At 61.1% G+C, this 15,253-nt stretch carries 16 protein-coding genes and 1 pseudogene; all 17 read left to right on the forward strand.

The window, feature by feature from the left end; translation table 11 throughout:
- Positions 1–89 precede the first annotated feature (89 nt).
- The 17 genes and pseudogenes from fba (at position 90) to WDN46_20150 (ending at position 15,248) form a co-directional block, all read left to right on the forward strand.
- On the forward strand, positions 90–1,175 hold the full coding sequence (fba, locus tag WDN46_20070; GenBank protein ID MEJ0095614.1) for a class II fructose-bisphosphate aldolase: 1,086 nt from the start codon (positions 90–92) through the stop codon (positions 1,173–1,175).
- 13 nt (positions 1,176–1,188) lie between these two features.
- On the forward strand, positions 1,189–2,649 hold the full coding sequence (locus WDN46_20075) for a form I ribulose bisphosphate carboxylase large subunit (GenBank protein ID MEJ0095615.1): 1,461 nt from the start codon (positions 1,189–1,191) through the stop codon (positions 2,647–2,649).
- Between the two features lie 12 nt (positions 2,650–2,661).
- Positions 2,662–3,081 carry a ribulose bisphosphate carboxylase small subunit gene (locus WDN46_20080; GenBank protein ID MEJ0095616.1) on the forward strand — a complete coding sequence of 140 codons (420 nt, stop codon included), beginning with the start codon at positions 2,662–2,664 and terminating at the stop codon, positions 3,079–3,081.
- Between the two features lie 162 nt (positions 3,082–3,243).
- Complete coding sequence (gene cbbX / locus WDN46_20085; protein MEJ0095617.1) at positions 3,244–4,161, forward strand: CbbX protein; 918 nt, start codon at positions 3,244–3,246, stop codon at positions 4,159–4,161.
- A 2-nt stretch (positions 4,162–4,163) separates the two neighbouring features.
- Entirely contained in the window at positions 4,164–4,847 is a 684-nt protein-coding gene (rpe, locus tag WDN46_20090) for a ribulose-phosphate 3-epimerase (protein ID MEJ0095618.1), read from the forward strand.
- Between the two features lie 238 nt (positions 4,848–5,085).
- Positions 5,086–5,220, forward strand: coding sequence for a 50S ribosomal protein L34 (rpmH, locus tag WDN46_20095; GenBank protein ID MEJ0095619.1), 135 nt, complete (start codon positions 5,086–5,088; stop codon positions 5,218–5,220).
- Between the two features lie 33 nt (positions 5,221–5,253).
- A complete protein-coding gene (gene rnpA, locus WDN46_20100; protein MEJ0095620.1) occupies positions 5,254–5,739 on the forward strand; it encodes a ribonuclease P protein component in 486 nt (161 codons plus the stop codon).
- A gap of 56 nt (positions 5,740–5,795) precedes the next feature.
- Positions 5,796–7,604: a membrane protein insertase YidC gene (gene yidC, locus WDN46_20105; protein MEJ0095621.1), complete on the forward strand. Its 1,809-nt coding sequence runs from the start codon at positions 5,796–5,798 to the stop codon at positions 7,602–7,604.
- Positions 7,604–8,284 (forward strand): ribosome biogenesis GTP-binding protein YihA/YsxC, encoded by a 681-nt coding sequence (gene yihA / locus WDN46_20110; GenBank protein ID MEJ0095622.1) that lies wholly within the window; start codon positions 7,604–7,606, stop codon positions 8,282–8,284. The genes yidC and yihA overlap by 1 nt, the downstream gene beginning before the upstream one ends.
- Positions 8,285–8,357: 73 nt before the next feature.
- A complete protein-coding gene (gene argB / locus WDN46_20115; protein MEJ0095623.1) occupies positions 8,358–9,242 on the forward strand; it encodes an acetylglutamate kinase in 885 nt (294 codons plus the stop codon).
- 98 nt (positions 9,243–9,340) lie between these two features.
- Positions 9,341–9,859: pseudogene (locus WDN46_20120) on the forward strand (pyrimidine 5'-nucleotidase).
- A gap of 270 nt (positions 9,860–10,129) precedes the next feature.
- Positions 10,130–10,987 (forward strand): 2,3,4,5-tetrahydropyridine-2,6-dicarboxylate N-succinyltransferase, encoded by an 858-nt coding sequence (gene dapD, locus WDN46_20125; GenBank protein ID MEJ0095624.1) that lies wholly within the window; start codon positions 10,130–10,132, stop codon positions 10,985–10,987.
- The gene (locus WDN46_20130; protein ID MEJ0095625.1) at positions 10,987–11,469 is read left to right on the forward strand and encodes a hypothetical protein; all 483 of its coding nucleotides are present in this window, start codon (positions 10,987–10,989) and stop codon (positions 11,467–11,469) included. Before dapD ends, WDN46_20130 begins: the two co-directional genes overlap by 1 nt.
- Before the next feature lie 68 nt (positions 11,470–11,537).
- Entirely contained in the window at positions 11,538–12,425 is an 888-nt protein-coding gene (locus WDN46_20135; protein ID MEJ0095626.1) for a chorismate mutase, read from the forward strand.
- A 22-nt stretch (positions 12,426–12,447) separates the two neighbouring features.
- Positions 12,448–13,566 carry a histidinol-phosphate transaminase gene (hisC, locus tag WDN46_20140; protein ID MEJ0095627.1) on the forward strand — a complete coding sequence of 373 codons (1,119 nt, stop codon included), beginning with the start codon at positions 12,448–12,450 and terminating at the stop codon, positions 13,564–13,566.
- 16 nt (positions 13,567–13,582) lie between these two features.
- Entirely contained in the window at positions 13,583–14,506 is a 924-nt protein-coding gene (locus WDN46_20145; GenBank protein MEJ0095628.1) for a prephenate/arogenate dehydrogenase family protein, read from the forward strand.
- 160 nt (positions 14,507–14,666) lie between these two features.
- Entirely contained in the window at positions 14,667–15,248 is a 582-nt protein-coding gene (locus WDN46_20150; protein ID MEJ0095629.1) for an invasion associated locus B family protein, read from the forward strand.
- Positions 15,249–15,253: the final 5 nt, after the last annotated feature.

Raw genomic sequence — 15,253 nt, forward strand, 5'->3', positions numbered from 1 at the left:
CAGGCGGCGGGGCTTTTTTGAATTGGCTGCAAGCCGGGACAGGGCCGGCTTGAAAGTCGTTATCTTTAATCTGTGACGGGGTATAGTTCATGGCTCGCATCACGCTTCGTCAGTTGCTCGACCACGCAGCTGAACATCAATATGGCGTCCCGGCGTTCAACATCAACAATATGGAGCAGGGTCTCGCGATCATGGCCGCGGCCTCCGCGGTCGATGCTCCGGTGATCATCCAGGCCAGTCGCGGCGCGCGCTCCTACGCCAATGACATCATGCTCGCCAAGATGATCGAAGCCTTGATCGAAATGTATCCGGATATTCCGATCTGCATGCATCAGGACCATGGCAACAACGAAGCAACCTGCCTCACGGCGATCCAGTATGGATTTTCATCGGTGATGATGGATGGTTCGCTCGAGGCGGATGCGAAGACCCCCGCCTCCTACGACTATAACGTCGCCATCACCGCCAAGGTCGCTGAGTTCGCGCATCTCGTCGGCGCCTCCATTGAGGGCGAGCTTGGCGTTCTGGGCTCGCTCGAACACGGCGGCGGCGAACAAGAAGACGGCCATGGCGCGGAAGGCAAACTCAGCCGCGAGCAAATGCTGACCGACCCGGATCAGGCGGTCGATTTCGTCACCCGCACAAAGGTCGACGCCCTGGCCATTGCGATGGGAACGTCGCACGGAGCCTATAAATTTTCGCGCAAGCCCGACGGCGAGATTCTTTCGATGAAAGTCGTCGAGGCGATCCACGCGAAGCTGCCCAATACGCATCTCGTGATGCATGGATCGTCGTCGGTTCCGCAGGAGTTGCAGGACATCTTCAACGCCAACGGCGGCGCGATGCGCCCGACCTTCGGAGTGCCGGTCGAAGAGATCGTGCGCGGCATCAAGCATGGCGTGCGCAAGATCAATATCGACACCGATTGCCGGCTTGCGATAACTTCCGAAATCCGCCGCGTCGCAACCACATCGCCGGACGAATTCGATCCCCGCAAATTCCTGAAGCCCGCGATGGACGCGATGCGCGCCGTTTGCCAGCAACGTCTCGAGCAGTTCGGCACAGCCGGCAACGCTTCAAAGATCAAGGTGCTTCCGATGTCGGCGATGGCGAAGCGCTATGCATCGGGCAGCCTCAATCCGCGTGTGGAGTTGCAACGAACCGCCGCCGAATAAAGGAGAGCCGGATATGACAACCGCGACAGATGACGGCCAGCCGCGCAACCGTTATGCCGCGGGTGTCATGGAATATCGTAAGATGGGCTATTGGCAGCCCGATTACGTTCCCGGCGCCACCGACATCATCGCGTGTTTCCGCGTCACGCCGCAGGATGGCGTCGATCCGATCGAGGCCTCCGCGGCTGTGGCGGGCGAATCCTCCACCGCCACCTGGACGGTGGTTTGGACAGACCGCCTGACCGCTTGCGACAAGTACCGGGCGAAATGCTACCGCGTCGATCCGGTGCCGAATGCGCCCGGCTCTTATTTCGCGTTCATCGCTTATGAACTCGACCTGTTCGAGCCCGGCTCAATCGCCAATCTTTCCGCCTCGATCATCGGCAATGTATTCGGCTTCAAGCCGCTAAAGGCGCTTCGCCTCGAAGACATGCGCTTTCCGGTCGCCTATGTGAAAACCTTCCAGGGCCCGGCCACCGGCATCGTCGTCGAACGCGAGCGGCTCGACAAATTCGGCCGTCCTCTTTTGGGCGCGACCGTGAAGCCGAAACTCGGCCTCTCCGGCCGCAACTATGGCCGCGTCGTCTATGAGGCGCTGAAGGGCGGCCTCGACTTCACCAAGGACGACGAGAACATCAACTCGCAGCCCTTCATGCATTGGCGCGAGCGTTTCCTCTACTGCATGGAGGCGGTGAACCGCGCGCAGGCGGCGACCGGCGAGATCAAAGGCACCTATCTCAACATCACCGCCGCGACCATGGAGGATATGTACGAGCGCGCCGAATTCGCCAAGGATCTCGGCTCCGTCATCGTCATGATCGATCTTGTGATCGGCTACACGGCGATCCAGTCGATGGCCAAATGGTGCCGCAAGCACGACATGATCCTGCATCTCCACCGCGCCGGCCACTCGACCTATACGCGGCAGAAGAGCCACGGCGTTTCATTCCGCGTCATCGCCAAATGGATGCGCCTTGCGGGCGTCGATCACATCCATGCCGGCACCGTCGTCGGCAAACTCGAAGGCGATCCCGCGACGACCAAGGGATATTACGACATCTGCCGCGAAGACTATAATCCGCGGCAACTCGAACATGGCACTTTCTTCGATCAGCATTGGGCCTCGATGAACAAAGTCATGCCGGTCGCCTCGGGCGGCATTCACGCCGGCCAGATGCATCAGCTGCTCGATCTTCTCGGTGAAGATGTCGTGCTCCAGTTCGGCGGCGGCACGATAGGCCATCCGATGGGCATTGCGGCGGGCGCAACCGCCAATCGAGTCGCGCTCGAAGCGATGATCTTCGCGCGCAACTGCGGCCGCGACACCTTGGCTGAGGGTCAACAAATTCTTGAAGACGCCGCCAAGACCTGCACGCCCCTGAAGCAAGCGCTCGATGTATGGAAGGACGTCTCCTTCAACTATGCCTCGACGGACTCGCCTGATTTCGTCCCGTCCGTGACCCCGGCCGAATAAGGAGGCTAGTCGATGCGCATCACCCAGGGTTGCTTTTCGTTTCTTCCGGATTTGACCGACGATCAGATCAAGTCGCAGGTGCAATATTGCATCGATAAAGGCTGGGCGGTGAATATCGAATATACGGACGATCCCCACCCCCGCAACACCTATTGGGAAATGTGGGATTTGCCGATGTTCGACATCAAGGACGCCGCCGGCGTGATGTTCGAGCTCAACGCTTGCCGCAAGGCCCATGCCGATCGCCATTATATCCGCCTGTCGGGTTTTGACTCCTCGCATGGCTGGGAGAGCGTGCGCATATCCTTCATCGTCAATCGGCCAAAAGAAGAGCCGGGGTTTCGGCTCGTCCGCCAGGAGGGTCCTGGCCGAAGGCAGATCTACTCGACGCAAGCCTATGCAGTCGATAAGCCGGAAGGCGAGCGCTACTGAGAGGCTTTGGGAAGTTAAAGCGCTTCATCCTTCGCGACACGGACTTCTTGAGGATGACGGAATAGGTTCCCCCTCGATTCTTCGGAAGCGTCGCCCATCTTCTGGATGAGCCGATGCTGTAAATAATGCAAATGACGGGAGCTGGGCATGGCGGCGAGCGACATGGCGACGGATCAACATCCCCTGACGCCCCCCGAAAGCATCGATCTTCGCCGGGAATTGCAGGAGACCCACGCGGAAGAAGTGCTGGATCAGCTCGACCGCGAGCTTGTCGGCCTTGCGCCGGTCAAAGCCCGCATCCGGCAGATTTCGTCGCTTCTTGTCGTCGATCGCGTGAGGCGGCGCCTTGGCCTCGTTTCGGAAACGCCAACGCTGCATATGTCGTTCACCGGCAACCCCGGCACGGGCAAGACCACGGTGGCGCTGCGCATGGCGGCGATCCTGCACAAGCTTGGCTATGTCCGCAAAGGCCATCTCGTCTCGGTGACGCGCGATGATCTTGTCGGGCAGTACATCGGCCATACGGCGCCTAAAACGAAAGAGGTGCTGAAGAAAGCCATGGGCGGCGTCTTGTTCATCGACGAGGCCTATTACCTCTACCGCCAGGAAAACGAGCGCGACTACGGCCAGGAAGCAATCGAGATCCTGCTGCAGGTGATGGAAAACCAGCGCGACGATCTCGTCGTGATCCTTGCCGGCTACGCCGGCCGCATGGATCAGTTCTTCCGCTCGAACCCCGGCTTTCGCTCGCGCATCGCGCACCACATCGACTTTCCCGATTACAGCGACGGCGAATTGATGTCGATCGCCAACACCATGCTGACGGCGCAAAATTATAAATTCAGCGCCGCGGGCGCGGAGGCTTTTGAAAGCTATATTGCGGCGCGCCGGCGGCAACCCCTGTTCTCCAACGCGCGCTCCATCCGCAATGCGCTCGACAGGGCGCGGCTGCGCCACGCCAATCGATATTTCGAACAAGAGGGTCCGGTCCAGATCGAGGATCTCATGACCATCGATGCGCCGGACGTTCTCTCCAGCCGTGTTTTCGGCATCGATCAGCTCACAGGAAAGGAGGACTGAAAATGACCTCTCTCGTCATCTCGCCCTCGATTCTCTCCGCCGATTTCGCCAAGCTCGGCGAAGAAGTTCGCGCCGTCGCAGAGGCAGGCGCCGACTGGATCCACGTCGACGTCATGGATGGTCATTTTGTGCCCAACATCACAATCGGGCCGGCTGTCGTCGCCGCCTTGCGGCCGCACACGACGCTTCCGTTCGATGTGCATCTGATGATCGCGCCCTGCGATCCATATCTCGCCGCTTTCGCCGAAGCGGGGGCCGATCTCATCTCAATCCATGTCGAGGCGGGTCCGCATCTGCACCGCTCGCTGCAGGCAATTCGCGGTCTTGGCAAAAAGGCTGGCGTCGTCCTCAACCCCGCGACGCCGGCGTCGAGCATCAAACATGTGCTCGATCTCATCGATCTTGTTCTCGTAATGTCGGTCAATCCGGGCTTTGGCGGGCAGGCGTTCATTGCTTCGGCGGTCGATAAAATCGCCGATCTCAAAGCCATGATCGGCGACCGGCCGATCCGAATTGAGGTCGATGGCGGGATCAACCCGCAGACCGCGGCTTTGGTCGCGGCGGCGGGGGCCGACACGCTGGTCGCCGGCTCGGCCATCTTTAAGGGCGGGCCGGACCACTATGCCGAGAATATAGCGGCGATCCGCGCAGCCGCCGCCGGAAAGCTGCGCCGCGACGCCGCTTGAGGAGCTGATTTCCGGCGCGGGCAAGCGCCGACATTGAAATCGACGCTAGGTGCGACTTACGAAATTGACTTCGTTCGTCAGGGGCCATTATAAGACCCGACCCCTCCGGATTCGATTGACGTTCACTTGCTGTAAACTCAGAGTTGCGGAAGCAATCAGTTGAAAGCGGGCCGAGGGGTTTTTGGCGCGCAAACTCCAACTCATCGCCGCACAAGCGATTTTTAAGAGGAATTGAACGGTGAAGCGGACATATCAACCGAGTAAGCTCGTGCGCAAGCGCCGGCATGGGTTTCGCGCGCGGATGGCGACGGTTGGCGGACGCCGGGTCATTGCGGCGCGTCGCGCCCGCGGCCGGAAGCGCCTTTCAGCCTGAGTTTTGCGCGAGAAGCAGCGGATAGGCAGATTTTTGGAAGATCCTCAGCCCTCGGCGGCGCCGGAACGTCTGAAGCGGCGGGCGGAGTTTCTCCACGCGGCTAAAGGCAAGCGCTTTCATGCGCGCGGCTTTACCTTGCAGGCGGCGCTGCGGCGCGACGAGGCTGACCGAATCGCAGCCTCCGCCATTGAACAGCCCGCTTTCGAGCCGTCACGCTTTGGCTTCACGGTCACAAAAAAAATCGGCGGCGCGGTGTTGCGCAACCGAATTCGCCGCCGCCTCAAAGAAGCCGTGCGGCGGCTTGCCCCTCTTCCCGCGCGCCGCGGCTATGATTATGTGCTAGTGGCGAGGATTGAGGCGCTCGGCATGGCGTTTTCCGCGGTGCAGGCGGAGCTTGTTCGCGCCCTTGGCAAAATCGACGCAGTCAAATCCAAGAAAGACATGCCGGAAGACAAACGGCGTCGAGGCGCTCCGCCCGAAGGCGGCGAGACTGGACGACGGTCCGAAGAGCAGGACTAACCCGCTGCCGCGGCGGCATTGGCGCGGCGACAGACGACGGATTAGGCGCGCGGCGGATGAATAGCGACACGAAGAATCTTTATCTGGCGATTGGGCTGTCTTGCCTTGTGATCGTTGGCTGGAGTTATTTTTTCGCGCCGAAGCCGGGAGACCGGCAGTTGGCGCAGACGCAAGGCCTGCAGCAGGCGGCGCAAGCGCCGAATGCGCCTTCGGCCGCTCCCGGCGCGCAAAGCCTCGCCGCCCCCGGCGAACTCGCCGTTGCGCCCAAAACCCGCGCTGAGGCCCTGGCCGCAAGCCCGCGCATCAAACTCGACACCCCGGCGCTGTTCGGCTCGATCGCCCTGAAAGGGGCGCGCCTCGACGACGTTTCGCTCAAAGCCTATCGCGAGACCGTCGACCCCAACAGCCCGAACATCGTGCTGCTGTCGCCGGCCGGCGCCCCCGACGCCTATTACGCCGAGGCCGGATTCCTCGCCCCCGCCGGCGAAAGCCTCGTCCTGCCCCGCCCCGATACGCTCTGGCGCGCCGATCGCGAGACCTTGACGCCGCAGACCCCGGTGACGCTCAGCTTCGACAATGGCCAGGGCCTCGTCTTCCACCGCCAGATCGCGGTCGACGACCGCTATATGTTCACCATCAAGGACAGCGTCGAGAACGCCTCGGACAGACCGGTGGCGCTGGCGCCCTATGCGCTGACGGCGCGCCACGGCCTGCCGCCGACGGTGAATTATGCGGTTCTGCACGAAGGCTTCGTCGGCGTCATCGGCGATGGCGGCGTGCAGGAAATCAAATATGACAAGATCGAGAAAGAAGAGCGCGCCACCAAAACCTTCAAGGGAACCGGCGGCTGGCTCGGCTTTACCGACAAATATTGGGCGACCACGGTCATCCCGGACCAGAGCGCGCCGATTGAGGCGAGCTTTTCGGCGGCCGCCGCGCCGCAGGGGGCCGCGCGCATCTATCGCGCCGATTTCGTCGGCGCGGCGCAGACGATCGCCCCCGGGGCCTTGCTCGAGACGACGAGCCGGGTGTTCGCCGGGGCCAAGGAAACCGGGACGCTCGACAAATATCAGGCCGATCTCGGCATCGAGAAATTCGATCTGCTGATCGATTGGGGCTGGTTCTACTTCATCACCAAGCCGATGTTCCAGCTGCTGCATTTTCTCTATACGCTCACCGGCAATTTTGGCGTCGCCATCCTGATCATCACGGTGATCGTCAAGGGGGTGTTCTTCCCGCTCGCCAATAAGAGCTACATGTCGATGGCGAAGATGAAGGGGGTCGCGCCGCAGATCGCCGCGCTGCGGGAGAAATATCCCGACGACAAGATGAAGCAGCAGCAAGAGACGATGGCGCTGTATAAGCGCGAGAAGATCAATCCGGTCTCGGGCTGTCTGCCGATGCTGATCCAGATCCCGGTGTTTTTCGCGCTGTATAAAGTGCTGTTTGTGACGATCGAGATGCGGCATGCGCCATTTTTCGGCTGGATCAAGGATCTGTCCGCCCCCGATCCGACCAATGTGTTCACTTTATTCGGGCTTTTGCCTTATGACCCGACGCAGCTTCCGCTGATCGGCCATTTTTTGGCGCTCGGCATCTGGCCGCTGATCATGGGCGTCTCGATGTTCGTGCAGATGAAGGCCAATCCCGAGCCGGCCGACCCGATGCAAAAGCAGATCTTCACCTGGATGCCGGTGATCTTCACCTTTACGCTCGGAAGCTTCCCCGCCGGCCTCGTCATCTACTGGACCTGGAACAATACGCTCTCGATCATCCAGCAAACCCTGATCATGAAAAGAGCCGGCGTCAAAATCGAACTCTTCGACAATCTCGCCGGAATGTTCAGAAAAAAGGCCACTAGCTGATGCAGGATAACGAGGCGACGGTTGTGGAGGCCGCGCCCGATTTCCACGAAATCGGCCGAAAGCTGTTCGCCCTCGAATGCGATTTCATCTGGGCGGCGGCGGCGGCCGATCGATTGCCGCCTCCCGGCGCCGCCGAGATAGCCTTCGCCGGGCGATCCAACGTCGGCAAGTCCTCGCTCCTGAATGCGCTGACCAATCGCAAAACGCTGGCGCGAACCTCGAACACGCCAGGCCGCACGCGCGAGCTTAATTTCTTTGCGCTTGGCGGCGACGTTAAAGAATCAAAGCTTCGGCTGGTCGATATGCCGGGCTATGGCTTTGCCGCAGCCTCGAAGCAGAAAATCGCTTCATGGACCGGCCTGATGCAGGATTTTCTGCGCGGTCGCGCGCCGCTGCTGCGGGTCTTCGTGCTGGTTGACGGGCGCCACGGCCTGAAGCAGGTCGATCTCGAGATGATGGATCTGCTCGACCGTTGCGCCATGTCCTACCAGATCGTTTTGACCAAACGGGACGAGGTCAGCGGCGCCGACCAGAGCAAGCGGATCGCCGACACGCTCCAGGCGCTCGGCAAGCGCCCGGCCGCCTTTCCCGAGGTGATCTTCACCTCGTCGCAGAGCTTTGAAGGCATCCCCGAGCTTCGCGCGGCAATCGCCAGATTACTCGCCGAGCGCGGCCTCTGAACGCCGCGCCTGCGTTGAGCTTATCGCGACAAGCGAATAGAACGCTTCAACGGCATGACGCGGATGAGGACCGATGACCGAAACGATCAAGGCGAGCGCAGAAGAAAAAGCTCAGGAACAAGCCGAAATCTTGATGCAGGCCCTGCCGCACATGTTGCATTACGACGAAGCGATCGTCGTAGTGAAATATGGCGGCCACGCTATGGGCGATGACAAGGTCGCCCGCGACTTTGCCCGCGACATGGTTTTGCTCGAGCAATCCGGCGTCAATCCTGTCGTCGTGCATGGCGGTGGGCCACAAATCGGCGCCATGCTCAACAAACTCGGCATTAAATCGGGATTTTCCGATGGGTTGCGGATCACCGACAAAGCGACGGTCGAGATCGTCGAAATGGTCCTTGCAGGCTCGATCAACAAGCAGATCGTCGGCTTCATCAATGCCGAGGGCGGCCGGGCGATCGGCCTTTGCGGCAAGGACGGCAATATGGTGATCGCCCGCAAAGCCCCGCCGACCAGCGAAGCGATCGATCTTGGTTTTGTGGGCGAACCTTCCAAGGTCGACACAACCGTGCTCGACCAGGTGCTCGGCCGCGAACTCATCCCGGTCCTCGCCCCGATCGCGCAGGGCGCCCATGGCGAGACCTTTAACGTCAACGCCGACACCTTCGCCGGCGCCATTGCGGGAGCCTTGAAAGCCAAAAGGCTGCTGTTCCTGACCGACGTGCCAGGCGTTCTCGACAAGAACAAGACTTTGATCAAGGAATTGCGCGTCAATCAGATTCACGCCCTCATCGCCGACGGCACGATCACCGGCGGCATGATCCCCAAAGTGGAGACCTGCATCTACGCCCTGGAGCAAGGCGTCGAAGGCGTCGTCATTCTCGACGGGAAGACGCCCCATGCCGTGCTGGTCGAGCTTCTGACTGACCTTGGCGCGGGAACGCTGATTACGAGGTGAGCAAAACGAACCGCTTAAAGCCAGACGGCGTCGATTCCGGGGGGGCGGCAAAGGTCGCCGCTCCGGAGGCCGCCGCCTTTACCGGCAAAGATATTTGGGTGTTCGATCTCGACAATACCCTCTATCCGGCGGACAGCGATCTCTGGCCCAAGATCGATGCGCGCATCACCCTGTTTCTGGCGCATCTTTTCGGCCTCGACGGGATGTCGTCGCGCGCCTTGCAGAAATATTATTATGAACGCTATGGCACGACGTTGCGCGGCCTGATGGAGGAGCATGCGATCAGCGCCGAGGACTATCTCACCTTCACGCATGACGTCGACCGGTCCGGCCTTGTTCCCAATCACTCGCTGGCGACCGCCATCACCGCCCTGCCCGGCCGCAAGCTGATCCTGACCAACGGCTCGCGCGACCATGCCCTGCGCACGGCCAAGGCGCTCGGCCTCGACGCGATGTTCGAGGATATTTTCGACATCGTCGCCGCCGATTTCACGCCAAAACCCGAGGCGGCGACATATGAGCGCTTCTTCGAGAAGCACGATGTCGACCCGACGCGTTCCGTGATGTTCGAGGATCTCGCGCGCAATCTCATTGTGCCCCATGCAAGAGGAATGACCACAGCCCTCGTCGTGCCAAAATATGGCCAGATGGATCACCGCGAGGCGTTCGAGGTTACGAGTGAAGTCGTCCCCGCCCATATTGACTTCGTGACCAGCGATCTTGAAGGCTTTCTGGTCAAGATCGTCGCCGACGCCGGGACCGGAAAGCCCGGCTCCGCAAACCGTAGACGTAAACCGCGCCCGGGCGGCGGCAATGCGGCGTTGAACAGGTCGAGCGAAACTTGTAAGGCCTTCAGCAACTTCCCTTTTATCGAAAGACCAGGACAAATGTCGAAGCAAGACCTCGAAAAGATCATCAACGCCGCCTTCGAGGATCGAGCCAATGTCAACGCGCAGACAAAAGGCGAAGTCCGCGACGCCGTGGACGAAGCTCTCAGCCTGCTCGACGCCGGAGAGCTCCGCGTCGCCGCAAAGATCGAAGGCGTGGAGGGTCCCAAGTCCTGGTTCGTCCACCAATGGTTGAAGAAGGCGGTGCTGCTGTCATTCCGTCTCAACGACATGGCTGAGATTTCGGGCGCCCCGAACGGCGCGACCTGGTGGGACAAAGTCCCGTCAAAATTCGCGGGCTGGGGACCAAAGCAACACGCGGCGGCTGGGTTTCGCTCCGTGCCGAATTGCATCGTGCGGCGCTCCTCCTATATTGCGCCCGGCGTCGTCCTGATGCCCTCCTTCGTGAACCTTGGCGCTTACGTCGACAGCAATTCGATGGTCGATACTTGGGTGACGGTCGGCTCCTGCGCTCAGATCGGCAAAAATGTCCATCTCTCGGGCGGCGTCGGCATCGGCGGCGTGCTGGAGCCTCTCCAGGCCAATCCGACGATCATCGAGGATGATTGCTTCATCGGCGCGCGCTCGGAGATCGTCGAGGGCGTGATCATCGGCCAAGGCTCCGTCGTCTCGATGGGGACGTTTATTTCCGCCTCAACAAAAATCATCGATCGCGCAACCGGCAAGATCTTCATCGGCTATGTTCCGCCCTATTCTGTCGTGGTTTCCGGCAATCTGCCCGGCAAACCCCTGCCCGACGGCTCGCCCGGCCCCTCGCTCTATTGCGCCGTCATCGTAAAAACCGTTGATGCGCAGACGCGATCGAAGACCGCGATCAATGAATTGCTGAGGGATTGATGGGCGGGCCGCTGTCGGCGTCTTGGGCGCGCTTCGAGTTTCGCACCGACCAGGGGCGAATTGACGCCAGGACGTGGCGCGACGGCGCGGCGCTGCTTCTCGTCTTGTTCGCCGCGCTTACCGCGATTTGGCTCTTTTTGGAGCCAAACGCCCACCGCGAGCTCTCAGCGGGATCTCGACTATTCGATTGGAAGACATTCGCGACCTTTGTCTATCTTCTTTTCTATTCCTTCGCGGTGCTGTTCATCGGGATCAGCTTCTACAATCTGAGCGCCAAGCGCCTCCGCGCGCGAAACCTGCCATCCGGCCTCGCGGGGCTGGTGCCTTTGGCGGCGTTGTTCGCCGGCGCAGCGCATTGGTTGCAGCCGCGAGTCAGCGAAGACCTATCGTTCTGGTATGTCGCAGCTCTCGACGCCGCGCTGGCCGCCGCCATCGTCTGGACTGCGGTCGAGCTCGGATTTTTGCAGCCGCGCGAGATTTGACGGCTCTCTTTCCTCTTCGTCGAAAAATGCTCTAAGAGAGGCTGATTAGCCGTCGAGCCAGTGTGATCATGACCCATCCCGCCCGTTTGGAGACCTTGGCTGACCTCAGAGTCGAGATCGATTGCATCGATTCCGAGCTGCATCAGCTATTGATCAAGCGCGGCGAGATCATTCATCGGCTCATCGAAGCCAAAGCGCGGCAGGGCGGCGGCTCGGCGTTTCGGCCCGGCCGCGAGGCCGACATGATGCGGGTCCTCGTCTCCCGCCATCAGGGGCTGTTGCCGCTCGACACCGTCGAGAGCATCTGGCGGATCATCATCTCGACTTTCACCTATGTGCAGTCGAATTATAGCGTTCACGCCGATATTTCAGGCGGCGACGCCAAAATGCGCGATTGCGCCCGTTTCCATTTCGGCTTTACCGTTCCTTACGTCGTGCATCAGGATGCTGGCGGCGTCATCGACGCAGTGGCCAAGTCGCGCGGCGACCTTGGCATGGTGCGCGTCAAGGGCGGCGCGTTGTCCGGGGCATGGTGGCGAAGGCTCATCGATCCGCAAGCGCCGAAAATCATCGCCCGGCTTCCTTTCGTGGAGCGGCCGGATCATCCAGCGGGAATGCCGCTTTTCGTGATCGCGCAGCCGCTTGCCGAAGCAGCCGTGCGCGATGTCGTGCTTTATGCCGCAACCTTCGGACAGATTGCGGGCGACCCGCCTTTCAGCCGTCATACGCTCAGCTTTGACGGGATCGCCGCCGAAATCATCGATAGCGCCAAAGACGACTTGGGCCTTTCCCTCCTCATAGCGACGACGGGCGAGGCGTCCCTTGAAGCGCTGCGGGAAGCGTTGATCCGCGCCGGCGCGCCGGAGCCGCACATCGCCGAAATCGGCAGCCATGCGGCGCGTTTCGATGCGTCCGAAGCGCTGCGTCAGCAGACGCCCCCGGAGGCGGCGCAATGAACTGTTTTTGGAGTTGGCGTTCATGACGAAGAACGAAGCCGCGGCCCCCCGCCCGCTTCCCGGCGTTTTCAGGATCGATCCCTACGTTCCGGGCAAAAGCTCGGCCCCCGGCGTCGCCAAGGTTTACAAATTATCCTCAAACGAGACGCCGCTTGGCCCCTCTCCTCGGGCCAAGGAGGCTTTTCAAGCCGCTGTCGATCGCCTCGAAACCTATCCGGATGGTTCGGCCACAGCTTTGCGCACGGCGATCGGCGCGCGCTTTGGCCTTGATCCGGCGCGCATCGTTTGCGGGGCCGGGTCAGATGATCTGCTTCACCTTCTCGCCGTCGCCTATATCGACGCGGGCGACGAAGGCATTTACACGGAGCACGGATTTCTTTTCTACAAGATCGCCATTCTCACCGCTGGCGGCGTTCCTATCGTTGCGCCGGAATTGAACCTCGCCGCCGATGTCGACGCCATCTTGGCCAGGGTCGGCCCTCGAACAAAAATTGTCTTCATCGCCAATCCAAACAATCCGACAGGCACCTATCTGCCGATCTCCGAAGTCGAGCGGCTCGCCAATAGCCTGCCGAGCCATGTGCTCCTCGTCATCGACGCCGCCTATTCGGAATATGCTACGCAGTCGGATTATGCGACTGGCGAAGCCCTCGTGACGGCGCGCGAGAATGTGGTGGTGACCCGCACCTTCTCGAAAATCCACGGCCTCGCCGGGATCAGGCTTGGTTGGTGTTATGCGCCGGCGCAGATCTGCGATGCGCTTAACCGCATTCGCCCCCCATTCAATACTAACAGCGCAGCCATGGCGGCGGGGATCGCCTCGCTGGCCGATGTCGCTCACATCGACAAGGCGATCGCCCACAACGCAAAATGGCGCGACTGGCTGACGCGAGAGATTGGCGCGATGGGATTGAAAGTGACGCCGAGCGCCGCAAATTTCCTCCTGTTGGATTTCGAAAGCGATGCCAGGGCTCGTGCGGCTGACCAGTTCCTGACCAGCCGCGGCCTCATTCTCCGCGCGGTCGGCGCCTATGGATTGCCGAGCTGCCTGCGCCTCACCGTCGGAACCGAGGAAGCCAACCGTCTCGTCACGGCGACGCTCGGAGAGTTCCTCAGCCAAGGAAGCGCCGCGCGTGCCTGATGGTCTTGGGGCTCCGCTGAGCGAGCCTCTCTTCGAACGCGCCGCGCTGATCGGCATTGGCCTCATTGGCTCCTCTTTGGCGCGGGTCATTCGCCGCAAGGGGTTGGCGCGAGAAATTATCGCCTCCGACGCCTCTGCCGCCGTGCGCAAACGCGTGCGCGAACTCGCCATGGCCGATCAGGTCGCAGATACCGCCGCGGCGGCCGTCGCTGGAGCCGATCTCGTCATCCTTTGCGCGCCGGTCGGCGCGATGGGCGAGATCGCAGCTGAGATCGGCGCGCATCTGAGGCCAGGCGCAATCCTCTCCGATGTCGGTTCGGTCAAGGCCTCGATCGTCGCAGCGGTGACGCCGCATCTGCCGCCGACCGTGCATTTCATTCCGGCTCATCCGGTGGCCGGCACCGAATATTCAGGTCCCGACGCCGGATTTGCCGCAGTGTTTCTCAACCGCTGGACGATTCTGACGCCATTGGACGACGCCGATCCGGTTGCGGCGGCGAAATTGGCCGCGTTTTGGACCAGCACAGGAGCCAATGTCGAAACGATGACGCCCGCCCATCATGATCTGGTGCTGGCGATCACCAGCCATGTGCCGCATCTCATCGCTTACAATATTGTCGGCACCGCCGCCGACCTTGAAGCCGTAACGCGATCCGAAGTGATCAAATTTTCCGCCGGCGGCTTCCGCGATTTTACGCGCATCGCCTCGTCGGATCCGATCATGTGGCGCGATGTCTTTCTCAATAACAAAGAGGCCGTGCTCGAAATGCTCGGACGGTTCAACGAGGATCTCACCGCCTTGCAACGCATGGTGAGGCGAGGCGACGGCGAGGGCCTCGCCGATCTCTTCACCCGCACGCGGGCGATTCGGCGCGGCATCATCGAACAAGGTCAGGAAACCGCCAAGCCGGACTTCGGCCGGCGATCCGGCGAAGACTGATCGGCGCGCGCCTTTGCCGCCAAGCGTTCGCCAATGGGACCTTGCCTTCCAGAAAATTGCAGACTTTGCGGAGAACTTCGTGCTTTAAAACAGACCCATGGGTTCACCCGACTCGAGCCCTGGCGATCGCGCAGCCATCGTTTTTTCGGATTGGATGTAGATGTCCCGTAGCCTTGTAGCCGCCATCGTTCTTCCGCTTCTTGGTTCGTCAATTGCGCATGCGCAGTCCCAAACGCTGCAAATCGCGCAAGCCGACGCCGCGTCGAAACCAGCCGAGACGCCGCCGAGCGGATCGGGCGGCAAAGCCAAAATATTCGGCGAATGGGCGCTGATCTGCGGCGCGGCTCCCGGATCCAGTGAGGAAATCTGCGAAATTGACGCGACGCTTAGGGCCGACACCCAATCCCCGCCCGTCGCGAAGGTCGCCTTCGTGCGCGGAGCGAAAGACCAGCCCTCGCGGCTTGTTGCGATCATCGTCGCCAATCTGACCCTTGAGCCCGGCGTCGAGATCGCGAGCGAGCCCGACAAGGCCGGGGTCATTCTTACATTTAAGTCTTGCCTGAATGACGCATGCCTGGCGGACGTCAACCTGACGGCCGACCAGCTCCGGGGCTTCCATTCCAGGACGAAATCAGGGCGGCTCACGATCAAGGACGCCGCGGGGGAACCACTTTCTCTCGCGGTGCCGGTTCGGGGGCTCGACGAAGCGCTCGACGCTTTATTCGCGCAGCGGGATAAATGATCGCT

Origin of the sequence: Methylocella sp., assembly GCA_037200525.1 — a bacterium.
Taxonomy (GTDB): Bacteria; Pseudomonadota; Alphaproteobacteria; order Rhizobiales; family Beijerinckiaceae; genus Methylocapsa.